16 protein-coding genes and 1 pseudogene are annotated in these 14,614 nt (G+C 71.7%); 10 read left to right on the forward strand and 7 right to left on the reverse strand.

The genetic code is table 11. The features are described 5' to 3' along the window. Positions 1-161: 161 nt before the first annotated feature. Positions 162-1,328, forward strand: a complete 1,167-nt coding sequence (locus IF88_RS0130845) for an alanine--tRNA ligase-related protein (RefSeq protein WP_030719791.1) — start codon at positions 162-164, stop codon at positions 1,326-1,328. Positions 1,329-1,355: 27 nt separating this feature from the next. On the opposite strand, the gene IF88_RS0130850 is transcribed toward IF88_RS0130845, so the two are convergent. Then, positions 1,356-1,967, reverse strand: coding sequence for a TOPRIM nucleotidyl transferase/hydrolase domain-containing protein (locus IF88_RS0130850; protein WP_030719793.1), 612 nt, complete (start codon positions 1,965-1,967; stop codon positions 1,356-1,358). Positions 1,968-2,054: 87 nt separating this feature from the next. Here IF88_RS0130850 and IF88_RS0130855 point away from each other — a divergent pair, with 87 nt between their 5' ends. From IF88_RS0130855 to IF88_RS46845, 7 genes are all read left to right on the forward strand, one after another. Continuing rightward, complete coding sequence (locus tag IF88_RS0130855) at positions 2,055-2,537, forward strand: hypothetical protein (RefSeq protein ID WP_030719796.1); 483 nt, start codon at positions 2,055-2,057, stop codon at positions 2,535-2,537. Positions 2,538-2,678: 141 nt separating this feature from the next. Beyond that, a complete protein-coding gene (locus IF88_RS0130860) occupies positions 2,679-3,461 on the forward strand; it encodes a class E sortase (protein ID WP_078893251.1) in 783 nt (260 codons plus the stop codon). Between the two features lie 197 nt (positions 3,462-3,658). Continuing rightward, positions 3,659-4,198 carry a hypothetical protein gene (locus tag IF88_RS0130865; RefSeq protein ID WP_051837853.1) on the forward strand — a complete coding sequence of 180 codons (540 nt, stop codon included), beginning with the start codon at positions 3,659-3,661 and terminating at the stop codon, positions 4,196-4,198. Between the two features lie 115 nt (positions 4,199-4,313). Next, positions 4,314-4,502, forward strand: a complete 189-nt coding sequence (locus IF88_RS0130870; RefSeq protein ID WP_030719803.1) for a hypothetical protein — start codon at positions 4,314-4,316, stop codon at positions 4,500-4,502. Between the two features lie 67 nt (positions 4,503-4,569). Continuing rightward, the gene (locus IF88_RS0130875) at positions 4,570-4,899 is read left to right on the forward strand and encodes a hypothetical protein (protein WP_030719807.1); all 330 of its coding nucleotides are present in this window, start codon (positions 4,570-4,572) and stop codon (positions 4,897-4,899) included. Between the two features lie 248 nt (positions 4,900-5,147). Next, on the forward strand, positions 5,148-5,285 hold the full coding sequence (locus tag IF88_RS46840) for a hypothetical protein (RefSeq protein ID WP_158754679.1): 138 nt from the start codon (positions 5,148-5,150) through the stop codon (positions 5,283-5,285). Positions 5,286-5,749: 464 nt separating this feature from the next. Next, positions 5,750-8,176, forward strand: coding sequence for a DUF6777 domain-containing protein (locus IF88_RS46845; RefSeq protein WP_158754681.1), 2,427 nt, complete (start codon positions 5,750-5,752; stop codon positions 8,174-8,176). Between the two features lie 363 nt (positions 8,177-8,539). Here the strand turns inward: IF88_RS46845 and IF88_RS0130900 are convergent, their stop codons facing one another. Then, positions 8,540-9,772, reverse strand: coding sequence for an FAD-dependent oxidoreductase (locus tag IF88_RS0130900; RefSeq protein ID WP_030719810.1), 1,233 nt, complete (start codon positions 9,770-9,772; stop codon positions 8,540-8,542). Positions 9,773-9,869: 97 nt separating this feature from the next. Beyond that, entirely contained in the window at positions 9,870-10,172 is a 303-nt protein-coding gene (locus IF88_RS0130905) for a putative quinol monooxygenase (RefSeq protein WP_030719812.1), read from the reverse strand. Between the two features lie 101 nt (positions 10,173-10,273). On the opposite strand from IF88_RS0130905, the gene IF88_RS0130910 reads away from it, so the two are divergent. Then, positions 10,274-10,609 (forward strand): ArsR/SmtB family transcription factor, encoded by a 336-nt coding sequence (locus tag IF88_RS0130910; protein WP_030719814.1) that lies wholly within the window; start codon positions 10,274-10,276, stop codon positions 10,607-10,609. A 123-nt stretch (positions 10,610-10,732) separates the two neighbouring features. Here IF88_RS0130910 and IF88_RS44410 read toward each other — a convergent pair whose 3' ends face one another. From IF88_RS44410 to IF88_RS0130925, 3 genes are all read right to left on the reverse strand, one after another. Beyond that, the gene (locus IF88_RS44410; protein WP_078893252.1) at positions 10,733-10,906 is read right to left on the reverse strand and encodes a CsbD family protein; all 174 of its coding nucleotides are present in this window, start codon (positions 10,904-10,906) and stop codon (positions 10,733-10,735) included. A gap of 100 nt (positions 10,907-11,006) precedes the next feature. Further along, positions 11,007-11,372 carry a hypothetical protein gene (locus tag IF88_RS0130920; protein WP_030719817.1) on the reverse strand — a complete coding sequence of 122 codons (366 nt, stop codon included), beginning with the start codon at positions 11,370-11,372 and terminating at the stop codon, positions 11,007-11,009. A 391-nt stretch (positions 11,373-11,763) separates the two neighbouring features. Then, positions 11,764-11,955, reverse strand: coding sequence for a hypothetical protein (locus IF88_RS0130925; protein WP_030719819.1), 192 nt, complete (start codon positions 11,953-11,955; stop codon positions 11,764-11,766). Between the two features lie 184 nt (positions 11,956-12,139). Here IF88_RS0130925 and IF88_RS0130930 point away from each other — a divergent pair, with 184 nt between their 5' ends. After that, on the forward strand, positions 12,140-13,234 hold the full coding sequence (locus tag IF88_RS0130930) for a mechanosensitive ion channel family protein (protein WP_078893253.1): 1,095 nt from the start codon (positions 12,140-12,142) through the stop codon (positions 13,232-13,234). A gap of 30 nt (positions 13,235-13,264) precedes the next feature. Here the strand turns inward: IF88_RS0130930 and IF88_RS41135 are convergent. Next, a pseudogene (locus IF88_RS41135) lies at positions 13,265-14,496 on the reverse strand (IS701 family transposase). Positions 14,497-14,614 lie beyond the last annotated feature (118 nt).

Raw genomic sequence — 14,614 nt, forward strand, 5'->3', positions numbered from 1 at the left:
CGCGAGCGACCAGCTCGCCGGTTGCCGCCGCCTGACCTTCCCCTCTCCCCGGCGACCGGAAAACGGTCCGTCGGTAGTGCCATGGCGTCCCTGCCCGGCCGGACGACTGAACGGTCCCGTTCTCCGGTGCCTCTCCCACGCTGACGCGAAGGACGCACCCCATGCACACAGAACAGCTGGTCAACACGTTCGTCGAGTACTTCGAAGAGCGCGACCACCGCCGCATCGTCGGATCGACACTGCTCCCACCACCCGGCGACCCCGTGCTCTTCACCACCTCCGGCATGCACCCCCTCACCCCGTACCTGGAGGGCCGCCCCCACCCGCTGGGCAGGCGGCTGGTCAACGTACAGCGCTGTCTGCGCACCACGGACCTGGAGGAGGTCGGCGACGCCACCCACCTGACGGTCTTCGAGATGCTCGGCACCTGGTCACTGGGCGACTACGACGGTCCGCTCAGCCTCGACTGGGGATACGGGCTGCTCACCGAGGGCCTGGGCGTCGACCCCCGCCTGCTGCACGCCACCGTCTTCGCCGGCGACGGCCAGACCGGGCCGGACACCGCCTCCCTCCGGCTGTGGCAGGACCGGGGCGTCCCCGTCGAACTCACCGTGGAGGACAACTGGTGGTCCAACGGGCCGGTCGGACCGTGCGGCCCCGATTCGGAGATCTTCCTGTGGACCGGTGACGGCCCGCCCCTATCGACACCCACCCGAGACGACCGCTGGGTGGAGGTGTGGAACCACGTGACCATGAGCCACCGCCGGCTCGACGACGGTTCCCTCGTGCCCCTTCCCCAGCGCAACGTCGACACCGGACTCGGCCTGGAACGGCTGGCCTCGCTGCTCCAGGGCAGGTCGTCCGTGTTCGAGTGCGACGTCTTCGACCCCTGGCGCCGCCTCGTGCCGAGCCTGTGGCCCCTGGACGAGACCTCGCTGCGGGTGGTCTGTGACCACCTGCGCTCGGCCATCGTCGTACTCGGCGACGGGGTTCGGCCCGCCAACACCGGACGGGGCTACGTACTGCGCCGCCTCGTGCGACGGGTGCTCACCGTGCTGTGGCGGGACGATTCCTCACGTGGTCTCGGAGACCTGCCGGAGGAAGTGGTACGGCACACCCTGGACCACTTCCGGCTGGACGTGCGGCCGGAGGACGTGCTCCGGATGTTGCTCGAGGAGGAAGGCCGGTTCGGCAGGCTCCTGGAGCGCGGCCGGAAGGTGCTCGCCCGGCCCCGGTTCCGAGGCCCGCTGACCGTGGAGGACTTCCACTACCTCCACGACACCCACGGTCTGCCGCGCGAGCTGGTCGACAGCCTGCGGCAGGAGTGACGACACGCGGTGTGCGCGAGCCTCCGGTCACAGGCTCGCGAGGAGGTCGTCGAGCGGAGCCGGCACCTCGTCGAGGTCCAGGGCCTCGATGAGGAGGCGGCCGTAGCGGATCTTGCGGCCCTTCTTCGTCCCGAGGAAGCGCCGCAACTGCTGCTCCCGTGACCGGCCGTGCTGCGCGGGCTGACGCACGAAGGTCTGCCAGGCACGGAGGTCGCCCTCGGTCTCGACGACCTCCTCGACCTTCGGCGTGCCCAGCGCGCGGATGAGCTCCTCCTCCAGGTCCGCTACGCACACGAAGATGCCCCGGCGCGGCGCCCGCGCCCGCGTCAGGCCGCGGTCGAAGAAGCCCTGCTCGCCCGCGTCGCACAGTCCCGCCAGGCGCAGGCCGAGGCCTGGTGGCCCGAGGAGGTCCGCGTACCGGGCGACGCTCATCGCCCCGCCCATCGGCACGACGCACACCCCCTCGGCGGCCAGGTCGCGGCCACGGCGTGCGGCCAGCGTCTCAACGGCCGCGAGGTCACTCGGCCCTTCCAGCAGCACCGCCGTCCGCACCCCCAGTCGCGCGGCCAGCTCACTCGCCGGCCCGCCGGAGCCGCCCCCCGCCGCCCAGTCGCTGACCTCGTCCCGGAACACGCGCATGTCCATGAGGCGAGTCTCCTACCTCGGCCGACGGCACGACACGGAATATCGGTACCGGATGATCGCGCGAAACGATGGAATGGAAGGGTGACCGGCCCCGAGATCGATGACGAACCGCCCGAACACCGGCGCTACGCCCACTACCTGGAGCTCCTGGAAAGCGTCCCGGAGGCGGAGGAGGCCGGCCTGCTGGCCGCAGTCCTGCGCGACGACTGCGCGTCGATGGCGGAGTCCGCGGTGAACCGCCACCTGGAGCGCCGGGCCGCCCGGTTGCTGACCGACGCCCGCTTCCCGGACTGGGCCCGGACGACGGCCGCGGTCATCGGGGACCGGGCCTTCCTGTCCCGCCGCCTGCGCGAGTGGACCCTCCTCAGGGCGATCGCCCTGGACGAGCCGTGGACGGCCGAGGAGGTCACGGACGCGTCCGACTGGTTCCAGCGCACGGCCGTGGTCGCGCAGACCATCACCTCACCCGCGGCCCCCACCGTGCTCGCCGAGCGCGGACGCACCCGTCGCGTCCGCAACGCGGCGAGCCGCCGTCTCCAGCGACCGCGTCCACGCGCGGGCTGATCACGGGCCGGGCGGTCAGGGGGGAGGGAGGTCACAGACCGGGACCCTTATGGACCTCTTGCTCCGTATGTCACTCTGGCCGCTGAATCGGGTCACCCGCCTGCCGCACGACCCGGACGACCGACCGACACGGAAGCGCCCATGCCCCTGCCGATCCCCTCCCGTGCCGTCCCCGCCGTACTGGCCGGAGCCGTGGCCGCCCTGCTGGCGGCGTGCGCGCCCTCGGTCGCCGCCGGTGCCTCGGCTCGCCCGCAGACACCCGCGGCGCCCGCCTCGGCCCCGGCCGCCCCGGGCACCCCGTCCGCGGCGAACCCGTCCGCGCCCGGACCGTCCGCCGCGGTCCCCCCGGCCGTCGCCGCTCCCTCGGCGCCGCAGCCCGTGGGCCCGGGCGCCGGCGTCCCGACCCGGGCCTCGACGCTGTCCATCCCCTCGGTGGGCATCTCGGGACTGCGCGTGATGCCGTACGAGGGCACCACCGACGACGTCCCGGGGACCCGCATCCAGAACCTCGGCGTGGCGGCCAGCCCGTACGGAAATCTGGGCGGCGTCGGACCCGGTCAGGTGGGCAACTTCCTGATCACCGCGCACCGTCTCTCGGCGGGCGGTCCGCTGCGCGACCTGCCCTCCGTGGACATGGGCGACACGGTCGTCGTGACCCTCGGGAAGGTGGAGTACACCTACGAGATCGTCGCAACCCGCAAGACGTCCTTCCGCTCCGAGCGCTCGCTCGGGGAACAGCGCGCGGCCGTGCCCGGGGCGCCCGGTACGGCCCCCACCCTGGCCATGATCACGATCTCGACCTGCGCCACGCCCGAGGATCACGCGGAGGGCAACTTCTGGAGCGACGCCCAGGGCAATCCCGAGCACCGGATCGACAAGATAGGCGTGCTGCGCAAGACCTCCGCGGACACGCCCGCCTCCTGATGCACCCGGAGGCCCGCAGGGGTGCCCGGCGGACCTCTCTTACCGACGGGTAGTTTCCAGCCAAATACTGGCATCGTGCTGACATGCTCCTGACAGTTCAAGGTGGCTGTGGGACTCTCCCGGCACGCACTCCGCACCCTCTGAGAGGCCCAGCGCCTCGCCCACCCCCACCAGTACGTGGCATGGAGGAGCGAACCATGAGGCACACCACGCACATCAAGCACGGCACCCGCATCTCACGCATCGCCGGAATCGCGGCGCTCGTCGTCGCAGCGGCCTTCACCGGCACCGGCACCGCCCTCGCGCACACCCCCGGCGCCTCGGCCGCCGACCAGAAGGTCGACGGCGTGATCGTGGTCGCCGGCAACAGCTGCAGCTGGACCAACGCGAGCACCAGCGCCGCCGCCCCGGCCGCCCTCACCGTCGACCGCACGACCATCAACGCGCCGGGAGGCAACCTGGCCTGCGGCGGTGGCATCGCCGCCTCCCTCAACAACAACCCCGCTTTCACCTTCGACGACACCGCCGGCACGGCCCGGACCGACCTGATCGACATCACCGGCCGGCAGAGCTTCATCTCCTGCCGCTACAAGGCCACGAACATCGTGTGGGACCGCGACGGGACGAGCCGGAAGTACATCAACCGCGCCTTCACCGCCGCCAAGACCTCGGGCAGCTTCCTCTGTCCGGGCTCCGTCAACACCCCGGCCGGGGACGCGTCCATGCTGTTCCGCTGAGACGGCCCCTGCGGCGGACCCCGGCCCGGGGCTCCGCCGCAGAGTCCCGCCGAAACCGGGAGACGGGCCCACGGATTGTCTGGTCTCGCCTCGCTGTCGGGCGGGGGAGGGCCGTGTGGACGATGACGACCAGCAGTCCGCGTACGCCGTGGACCGGCGCGTCGAGCTGTCCCGGGAGAGGGAGGGGCTCATCGGCGAGGTCCGCACGCCGGGCCCCGCGCGGGGAATCCCCGAACCGACCGACTTGCTGCGCCCGCCGCGCGCGGCTTCGCCGCCCCGAGGGCCCGATGGCGCCAGTCGCTGAGACGCTGGTGGCGGGGTGCCTGGACCTCGAAGAGGGAGCGGTGTGACCACCGCTGACCAGGGCGGCGATGTTCGCCGTCCTCCTCGGCTTCGGGGACGTGCTCCACACGCGCTTCGCATTCCCGCGGATCTTCGACGACCTCCAGCGGGCCGTGGCGGCGAGCGAGGACGCGGAGGCTCTCAGCCGGACGTTCGCCTGGGCCGTCTCGCGCGGTGGGGGCGGCTACGGCCAGGGACGCGGGGCGATCCTCTCCCAGCTCGCCGCACTGCTGGTCCTGCGCCACGACCTCCTCCACGATCCCGAGGACATCGTCCGGGCCGTGTGGTTCCTCAAGGACGCGGACCGGCTCATGCCGCGCCGTGCCGCCGACAGGCGCGCGCTCGCCCGGCACCGGTGAACGCCCTCACCACCCAGGGCCTGGCCCTGCGCAGACCGGAGGACTTCACCACAGCCGACGCGGTGCTGCGACGCCGAGCGCCGGACGACCCGGGATGGCTGCCGCAGGTCCTGACCGGGCGGGCCACGCTCGCCCGCCGCTCGCGGCCTGGCGGGGCCTGGACCGCCTCAGCCAGGAGAGGCTGCTGCAGTCGACCGACTTCGACTTGGCGACCGGCGCGGCCGCCGCCCAATTGGCGACGGCTCGACGTGCACACCGATCTGAAGGTGCCTCAGCAGGTGTGCCCCGAGCTGGCCGAGCGCCTCACGAGAGTGCGCGTACTCCTGGAGGAGGCCCGGGACCCGTCGGCGCGCACGGGCCGGTCCCGCCGACTGCCGCTGCCGTAACGGGGTGCGGACTTTCGTTTGTCAAGTCCCGAAAGGTCGCGGCATGACGTGGTTCGGGGGAGCGGGCTTACTCAGGAGATGGACGCACGCGCAGTGCGTGGGTCCCGGTCCAAGGTCCAGATGCCCAGGTTCCACCTCGGGATGTGGAGGCGTTGACGGTTCGGAAGGAGTGAGCGCATGCGAGTCACCACGGTCTCCCCGCTGCCCTGTGTCCGGGGGCGAGTGTCATGAGTTCCCTGCCTCCTTCCTCCGAGCGCCCCACTGGTCCGCCGCCCGGCCCGTTGTCGGGCAGGGGCGCGCAGGCGGAGCCACCGCCCCCGCCGCCCCCTCGGCAGCCATCAGGGCCTCCGCCCCCCTCGGGACCCCCGTCGGGGCCCGTTCCGGTCTCTTCGGCCGGGTCTTCGCCGCCGTCGGCGGGTCGTGGACGGATGCGCGGGTGGCGATCCCGCAGGGCCGTACTGACCGTGAGTACGGCGGTGGCCGTGGTGTCGGCGGTGGTCCTCAGTTTCACCGTGCTGGGCGGGAACACCGCGGCGGGCGGTGAGGTCTTCCTCCAGGCCGCTCCGGAGGCCGGGCCCGACCCGTTCACTCCGTCGACGGCCACACAGGCCGAGAGCGTCGCCAAGGCCATGCCCATGACCGCCGGCGAGAAGACGAAGGACGGCGCGAGCACGGCGCGTACTGCGAACGCCACGGGCGGTGCGCGCACGCTCGAGGTCGACGGCGGGTATCCCGGGCTGTACGGGGGGACACGGAACGTCGTGAGCTGTGACGTCGAGAAGCAGATCCGGTTCCTCACGCAGCACCCGGACAAGGGCAGGGCGTTCTCCACCTCGCTGGGTATCCGGCAGCCCGAGATTCCCTCGTACCTGCGGTCGCTGACACCCGTCCGGCTGGGTTGGGACACCCGGGTCACCAATCACGGCTACCGGAACGGCGCGCCGACCAGCTACCAGGCGGTCCTGCAGGCGGGCACGCCCGTCCTGGTCGACGGGCGTGGCGTGCCCAGGGTCCGCTGCGCCTGCGGCAACCCCCTGGGCCCGCCCGTCGCGGTCAGGGGCAGGCAGACGTACAGCGGCGAGAAGTGGTCCGCGTTCCGGTCCTCCGGCCTCGTCGCGGTCAAGCCCGCCGTGAAGCCGGTGAAGGCCGTCACGGTCTTCGACGAGGACCGGAGGGGTTGGTACGAGCGCCCGAGCGGAGCGGCGGAGGGCGAGCACGACCGCGAGGTCCCGCCCCCGAAGGGCCAGACCCCCGGCTCTGCCTACCCGGTCCTCCCGGCGGCCCACCCGGCCTCCGTCCAAACGCCCCCGGACACGAGCCCGAACAAGATCCCGGGCAACGCGCCTGGCCAGGTACCGGGCCAGAACCCGGGGAACGCCCCCGGCCAGGTGCCGAACGAGAACCCGGGCAACGCCCCTGGTCAGCAGCCGGGCCAGCCGCCCGGGAGGGGCACCGACCAGGACCCGGGCAAGGCTCCGGGGAACATCCCGGGTCAGAACCCCGGGAACGCCCCGGGCGACGTCCCGGACCAGGCCCCTGGGAAGGCACCGACCGTAGCCCCAGGCCAGAAGCCGGGCGAGGACTCGGGGCAGGTACCGGGCCAGGAGCCCGGCAAGACCCCAGGCCAGGCGCCCGGCGAGGACGCGGGCAAGGCTCCCGGGAAGACGCCGGGGCAGGACCCGGGCGAGGCACCGGGGCACGAGCCGGGCAAGGACCCGGGCAAGGCTCCTGGGAAGGAGCCGGACAAGGCCCCGGGGAAGGCGCCTGACCAGCAGCCCGACAAGGGGCCCGCCCACGATCCGGCGAAAGTGCCCGGCCAGGAAGGGGGCAAGGAGCGCAGCCAGGACCCGGACCAAGCCCCCGGGAAGGAACCGGACAAGGGCCAGGAGCCTGGCGAGGCCCTAGGAAAGGACCCTGCGAAGGAAACGGCGAAGGAGCCGGCCCAGGAGTCCGGCCATGAGCCGGGAGACGAGCCGGGGAAGGCGCCGGGCAAGAAGTCGGGCGAACAGTCTGGCAAGGAGTCGGGCGAACAGTCTGGCAAGGAGTCCGGCCAGGACCCGGGCAAGTCGCCCGGCGAGAACCCGGGCAAGGATCCCGGAAAGCCGACGGGCAAGGACCCCGGTAAGGAGCCTGGCGAAGACCACGGGAAGACACCCGGCAAGGAGTCGGAGCAGAAGCCCGGCAAGGAGCCGGGCGCGGACTCGGAGAAGGTGCCGGGCAAGGAACCAGCCAAGGCGCCGGGGAAGGAGCCTGGCAAGGCCCCCGGTCAGGACCCGGCGAAGGTGCCGGGTCAGGAGTCGGGCCAGAAGTCCGGCAAGGAGTCGGGTGAGAACCCGGGCAAGGAAGCGGTACCGGACAAGGCCCCTGAGAAGGCACCGGGCAAGGACTCGGGTCGGGAGTCCGGCCAGGAACCGGACAAGGGCCCGGGAAAGGAGTCGGGGAAGGCGCCCGGCCAGGAGCCCGACAAGGGGCCCGCCCACGATCCCGCGAAGGTGCCCGGCCACGACCCTGGCAGGGGGTCGGACCGGGGCCCGGACAAGGCTCCTGACAAGGTTCCGGAGGCCGACCCAACGCCCGGCCACGCAACAGACAAGGCTCCCGGGAACACGCCGGAGTCCGGCCAGGCGCCGGGCAACGCCCCGGACAAGGGCGCCGGCAAGGGGCGGGGCAAGGACTCCGGTCCGGGTCAGGCTCCCGGCAATGCGCCGGCCCAGGATTCCGGCACCGGCACCGGCACCGGCACCGGCACCGGCACCGGCACCGGCAACGGTCCGGCGAACGCGCCGAGCCAGCAGTCAGGTGGGAGCAGGGGCAAGGCCCCCGGCAACGAGTCGGGGCGGCAGCAAGGCGGGGGTTCCAGAGGCGAGTCGGGGGAGGAGCAGTCGGGGTGATCCGTTGGTTCGGATACCCCGGCGATGATGCTCCGGCTGAGCCACCGCAGGCTGGTGCTGCGGTGGCTGCGCAACGGCCTGATGCCGTCGCTGGGGTTGGCAAGGCTCCGGGTCGACGGAACGGTGGCCTGGGGCCGGAGCCCCGTCCTGGAGCCGGGCGTTGCGATCCGTACGGCTTCTGTGCCGTCCAGCCCAGCGCACCGGCCTGCGCCCAGCCAGGGCGGGAGGACATCGTCCGGGGGCGGAACGCGAAGCCGGCTGCCGATGCCGGACCGGCAGCCCAGCCCAGCCCAGCCCGGCCCGGCCCGGCAGCCCGGCCCGGCCCGGCAGCTCGGCCCGGGCGCGCCGCGCGGACGGCTCAGGTCAGCGCAGCGATTCCTTCGGTGGGCGCTCGCGCAGGGCTCCGTACGCGATGAAGTAGGCCGGGACGCGGTTCAGCCACCGGGACTCGGTGATGAGCTCAGTCATCCGCTCGGCCCGCCGCGCATTGCCGAACGCGGTGCGCCCGGCCAGCAGCGGTTCGATGACCTGGGTGTGGGCAAGGCGTTGGAGGCCCTGGGTCGTCACCGTGGTGGGCCAGCGGCGGCGTTGGACGCGGCGCACGTCGTGCAGTCCTACGGACCCTTCGCGCAGCGGCCGTACGAGGTGGCGGGCGGCGGCCACGGCGTCCTGTACGGCGAGGTTGATGCCGATGCCGCCGACGGGTGACATCGAGTGGGCGGCGTCGCCGATGCACAGCAGCCCGGGGCGGTGCCAGCGGCGCAGCCGGTCGAGCCGTACGTCGAGCAGTTTCACCTCGTCCCAGGAGGTGAGCGCATGGCTTCGGCCTGCCAGCCACGGGGCGGCGTCCGTGAAGCGGGTCATGAAGCGCTCCAGCCCCTCGGCGCGGCGCTCGGCGTCGGTCCCCTTGGGGATGAGCGCGGCGCACTGCCAGTAGTCGCCGCGGTCGATGAGCGCGGTGAAGAACCGGTCGCCCAGGCCGCCCACGAGTCCGCTGGGGTCGTCCTCGTGGCGCGGCAGGCGGAACCACCAGGCGTCCATCGGGCAGGGGAAGTGTTCCAGGCCGAGCTCGGGCAGCGCCCTGGCCAGTGAGCCGCGGCCGTCGCACGCCACGGTCAGGGTGGCCCGGAGCTCGCCGGTGCTGCCGTCCGCGGAGCGGTAGCGCACGCCCCTGACGCGGCCGCGCTCGATGAGGAAGGAGGTCGCCTCGGTGTCCATGCGCAGGTGGAAGGAGGGTTCGCGGCCCGCTTCGTCGGCGAGGAGGTCGAGGAGGTCCCACTGGGGCACCATCGCGATGTAGTTGTACTTCCCGTGCAGCGCCCCGATGTTCCCGATGGTGACCAGGGACCGGTCCGGTCCGAGGGGCAGCTGCACGGTGGTCACGCGGCGCTGCGGCAGCCGGGCGAACCGTTCGGCGAGGCCGATGTCGTCGAGGAGCGAAAGGGTGCTGGGGTGCACGGTGTCACCGCGGAAGTCGCGCAGGAAGTCGCCGTGTTTCTCCAGCACCGTCACCTCCACACCGGCCCGGGCCAGCAGGAGCGCCAGCACCATCCCGGCCGGCCCGCCTCCCACCACGCAGCACGTCGTGCGCTCCACGGCAACCACTCCCTTCGCGGGCCCGGGTGAGCCCCAGAGGAGGTATACCGCACCGGGGGTGGCGGGGCCGGTAACGGCGACCCAGGCCTGACCGGTCCTAGTAGGGGCTGTGCATGGTGAGGAAACGGATGTCGAGGTCGGTCTCCAGGTAGTCCATGCGCCGCTCCCAGAAGGCCCGCATGTGGGGGAGGGCGAGGTGGGCGTCGAGGTCGGCCCGGGAGCGCCAGGCCTCGTAGAAGACGAAGGTGCCGGGCTCGTCGCGATCCTCGTGGAAGTGGTACTCCAGGCACCCGGACTCCTGCCGGGTCGGCTCGACGAACGACAGCAGGAGTTCCTTCAACTCCCCGGCGCGTTCGGGTAGGGGGCGCGCGGTGCCGACGAGTGCGAACGGCTGGGACATGCAGGGTTCTCCCCCCGATAGGTACAATGAATCTCGTACCTTCTGCACGCTACCGAACTCATAGGTACGATGCAATCCATACCTTAAGGAAGGTGTCCCGAATGCCCGACGGTGAAGGTCACCCGGACGTCGAGGAGATCGAGCTCGGCCCGGTACTCTCCGCGCTGGCGGATCCGCTGCGCCGCCGCGTGGTGCGCGAGCTGGCGGCCGGACCGGACGGCGCGGCACGGACGTGCAGCTCCTTCGGACTGCCGGTCTCCAAGGCGACCGTCACGCACCACTTCCGCGCGCTGCGCGAGGCAGGGTTGATCCGCCAGGTCGACCGGGGCAACAGCCGGATGGCCAGCCTGCGCCGGGCCGACATCGAGCAGCGGTTCCCCGGACTGCTGGGCATCGTGGCGGCCGAGTCGGCCGACTCGGCGACGTCGGCGGAGTGATCTCAGGGCCGGGACGCGCCTCGGTCCCGAACCCCAGACGGGTTCGGGACCGAGGCGCATCCGTGCGACTGGCGGCATCCGCGCATCCGCGGTGCGGTTCCGCGCAGCCGGCGTGCGGTCAGGTCACCGCTTGAACATGTCCTTGATCTTTTCCTTGGCCTGGCGGGCATCGCCCTTCGCCGCTTCGGTGCGGCCTTCGGCGGTCAGCCGCTCGTTGCCCACCGCGCGGCCGGCCGTCTCCTTGAGCTTGCCCTTGGCCTGCTCGGCCTTGGCCCGGCCCTTCTCGTTGCTCGACACAGCTGATCACTCCCAGAGGGTGCGGGAAATGCCTTGCTCTCCGCGTCTGACCCCGATCGCGCCCCGCAAACGTGGCCGCGAGAGCACGCCCGGTAACGGGTCAGGCGGGCGGGACGCCGAACGGCATGCCGGAGAGGTAGTGCGTGCCCAGGGCCTCGCGATGGTCCGCGTTCCCGAGGTGCTCGTCCCGGCGGAACTCCGGAGCGGCCTTGATCTGCTCCTTCGTACGGTCCACGTAGACCTTCTCCGCCGTGTGGTCGATGCGGGTCACCAGACCGGCCGGCAGCAGGACCTCCTTGCCGAGGATCCACACACCGGTGTCGACCACCAGATAGGCGTCGGTGACCTCGTCGGAGTGCTTGTCGACCTTGCCGATGCTGCCGTCGAGCGCCTCGACCCCGTAGCCGGTGAGGTCGGCCGCGAGGTAGTCGACGCCGACGCGGTAGGCCCAGACGTTCTCCGTCATGCGAAACAACTCCTTCGATCGGAACCGTGGCCCCTACGCCCCCGGGGTGCCGGGCGCGGAGGAATCCCCGTCGACTGCACGCCTGCCCGGAGACCCGGGCTTCCACTCACTCCCTTGTCCGCGGGACCGCCCCTGACCGCCCCACGGGCACTCCGAGAAAAAAGTGCGCTCGATTGTTTGAGCCGGCGGAGACCGGCCATAAGGGTGGTCATGGGAGTCCGCGGCGGTGAGCGGCGCGGGTTCCCCAGCGGACCCCGGGCCGCGTGGTGGCATCCCCCCGCCATCACGCGGCCGGGCTCCTGCGTACCCCGGGGCCGCCTCCCCCGCGATGCCGGCCGTCGCCTCTCGCTTGACGCCGGCCCGGGACCAGCGCCGCCTACGGACCACGGGGTCAGCGCCGCCTACGGACCCGGCCCCGCCCTCGGGCCGCCCACCCGTGGCCGATGCCGGCGACGTGCAGCGCGAGCGCGGCGAGACCGATCAGCGTGAAGTTGGTGGAGCTGAACACTTCGTTGGTGCCGATGCTGGCCGCGTTGATCAGGAACGCGATGAAGAACAGCACTGCGGCGGTGATGCCGAGCATGTCCGTGCCCCTTTCGGTCGGTGACGGCCGTGTTCCCCGTGCGAGCCGGAACATGAGCGGCCGCTGCGGCCGGATTTCGCCGTGAGAGGGAGAGCGGGAAGGGAACCTTCGGACCTCCTGTGTCAGGTCCCTCTCAGGGGGCAGGGGCGTGAACGTCCATGTCACCTACATCCGTTGAGGAGATATGAACAGCGCTCTTCGTGTGCTGTCCGTCCTGGGCGGCTCGATCCTGCTCACCCTCGCCGCCGGTTGGGTCGTCGACCTGCTGTTGCGCCGAGCCGACGCACGTCACCCCGAGACGCCCCTATGGCACATGCTGCGCCGGTGCCGCAACGCCGTCCTGATCGTGCTGTTCGCCGCGCTGCTCAGGGGCGCCTACCGGCAGATCGCCTGGCCACCGCTACAGGACCACGCTGCCGCCGTGGGCCGGGTCCTCTCCCTCACCCTGATCGGCGCGGGAGCCTGGCTGTCGGTGGCCGTGGCCTCCGCCGTCGTCGAGTCGGGGTACGCCCGTTACGCCACCTCCACCCGCGACCCGGCCAGGCTGCGCCGCGTCCGTACCCAGGTGACGCTGATCATGCGGGTGGTGACGGTCCTCGTGGCCGTCGTCGCGCTCGCCGCGATGCTCGTCACCTTCCCGAGCTTCCGCGCACTCGGCACCTCCGTGCTCGCTTCCGCCGGAATCATCGGAATCGTGGCCGGCGTCGCCGCCCAGTCCACCCTCGGAAACCTCTTCGCGGGCTTCCAGATCGCCTTCGGCGATATGGTGCGCATCGGCGACACGGTCGTCGTCGCGGGCGAGTGGGGGGTCGTCGAGGACATCACCCTCACCTTCCTCGCCGTACGCACCTGGGACGAACGCCGCATCACCATGCCCGTCTCGTACTTCACCACCCGCCCCTTCGAGAACTGGTCGCGCGGCGGCATCCAGATGACCGGCACCGTCTTCCTCCACTGCGACCACCGCGCACCCGTCGAGCTCATGCGCGACAAGGCCGAGGAGATCCTGCACACCTGCAAGGAGTGGGACGGCCGCGGCTGGGACCTCGCCGTCACCGAGACGACGCCTTCCACCATCGTGGTACGGGTCATCGTCACGGCCAAGGACCCCGACGACCTGTGGACGCTGCGCTGCGCCGTACGGGAGCAACTGGTCGCCTGGCTCGCCGAGAAGCACCCGGACGCCCTGCCGCGCATCGTGCTGGACGCGGCACCCGGTCAGACGCTAGCGCCGGACGCCCCCCGATCCGCCCGCGCCGCGCGAGCCCGGACGGCGTAGGCCTAGTACTCCAGCCGTAGATCGTGATCTTCATGCCTGAGTGGTTTGTCGACGGTAGTGGCTGGCCTGGGATCGGGCCTGGTGGCGGCGCCGCCACTCGGACCAACCGAGCCGGTGGGCGGCATCGTGGACGGGTCGGACAACGAGTGTGATGAACAGGCGCTGGATCTCGTTGCAGGTGAGCGGAATGAGGGCATCGGGTGCGGGGCGGGTGTGCTCGTCTGCGCGTACGACGGCGAGGAAGGCGTGCGCGAGCATGGCGAGGGTGACCCAGCGGGACCAGGAGGCATAGCGGCGGACCTGGTGCTCGTCGAGTGCGGCCAAGCCCTTGCCCGACTGGAAGAACTCCTCCACCCGCCATCTTGATCCAGCGACTCTGACCAGCACGGTCAGCGGCACGGGTGCGGGCGAGTAGCAGCGGTAGTAGGCGAGTTCGCCGGTGCTGCTGTTACGGCGGATCAGCAGCTGACGACTCCCGGGTCGGGGGTCGGCGAGGTCGATGACTGCCCAGTCGTAGAGACGGTGGCCCTTGGCCCCGGCCCCTGCGGAGAGCTCCTGCCAGGCCCGCTTGGGCACCTTCTTGGTCAGGGTGTCCGCACGGAACCTCCCCGCCCCGGTGGTGACTTCGTGCGAGCAGGCCACCGCGAGGACGTAGCCGGTGCCGCGTTCCTCCAGTGCGGTTCGCAGCTTGGGGTTGCCGCCGTAGACCTCGTCGCCGGCGACCCATGCGGCCAGGTGGCCGGCGTCCAGGAACCGGGCAACCATACGAGTGGCCAGTTCCGGCTTGGTGGCGAAGACGGTGTCCAGGTCGAGTCCGGCATCCCGGCAACGGTCAGGGTCGGAGGTCCATGAACGCGGGACGTACAGTTCCCGGTCCACTGCCGCGTGCCCGCGCCGGCCGGCGGAGACCAGTAGACGGCGACCTGGGCATTTTCGATCCTGCCCGCGGTACCGGTGTACTGGCGCTGGACGCCGACCGTGGTGGTGCCTTTCTTCACGTCCCCGGTCTCGTCGACCACCAGTACCGCCTGGTCGTCGTGCAGGTGGTCCACCACGTAGTCACACACATCGTCGCGGACCCGGTCGGCGTCCCACTTGGCCCGCCCGAGCAGGTGCTGCATGCCGTCCGGGGTCCTCTCCCCGGCCCATTCGGCGATGGTCCAGCAGTTCTTGCGCGGCAGGTCCGACAGCAGTCCGAGCACCAACTTCCGGATCCGGAACCGGGGTTCGACCCGTGTGAACCGTCCCGCCATCCGGCTCATCAGGCCCTCGAACGCCTCCTGCCAGCGGGCAGGGTCTACGCTGTGACCTGCGGCCACCACGTGATCGTTTGTCTTCACACACCGATGATCAACGGGTGGCCGCACCCGTCTCCACAGC

This window comes from Streptomyces sp. NRRL F-2580, from assembly GCF_000720115.1.
Taxonomy (GTDB): Bacteria; Actinomycetota; Actinomycetes; order Streptomycetales; family Streptomycetaceae; genus Streptomyces.

What these genes read in the sequence shown, in the direction of transcription:
- IF88_RS0130845 (WP_030719791.1), top strand. Translation starts at nt 162, where the DNA reads ATGCACACAGAACAGCTGGTCAACACGTTCGTCGAGTACTTCGAAGAG.
- IF88_RS0130850 (WP_030719793.1), bottom strand. Translation starts at nt 1,967, where the DNA reads ATGCGCGTGTTCCGGGACGAGGTCAGCGACTGGGCGGCGGGGGGCGGC.
- IF88_RS0130860 (WP_078893251.1), top strand. Translation starts at nt 2,679, where the DNA reads ATGCCCCTGCCGATCCCCTCCCGTGCCGTCCCCGCCGTACTGGCCGGA.
- IF88_RS0130865 (WP_051837853.1), top strand. Translation starts at nt 3,659, where the DNA reads ATGAGGCACACCACGCACATCAAGCACGGCACCCGCATCTCACGCATC.
- IF88_RS0130875 (WP_030719807.1), top strand. Translation starts at nt 4,570, where the DNA reads ATGTTCGCCGTCCTCCTCGGCTTCGGGGACGTGCTCCACACGCGCTTC.
- IF88_RS0130905 (WP_030719812.1), bottom strand. Translation starts at nt 10,172, where the DNA reads ATGTCCCAGCCGTTCGCACTCGTCGGCACCGCGCGCCCCCTACCCGAA.
- IF88_RS0130910 (WP_030719814.1), top strand. Translation starts at nt 10,274, where the DNA reads ATGCCCGACGGTGAAGGTCACCCGGACGTCGAGGAGATCGAGCTCGGC.
- IF88_RS0130920 (WP_030719817.1), bottom strand. Translation starts at nt 11,372, where the DNA reads ATGACGGAGAACGTCTGGGCCTACCGCGTCGGCGTCGACTACCTCGCG.
- IF88_RS0130925 (WP_030719819.1), bottom strand. Translation starts at nt 11,955, where the DNA reads ATGCTCGGCATCACCGCCGCAGTGCTGTTCTTCATCGCGTTCCTGATC.
- IF88_RS0130930 (WP_078893253.1), top strand. Translation starts at nt 12,140, where the DNA reads ATGAACAGCGCTCTTCGTGTGCTGTCCGTCCTGGGCGGCTCGATCCTG.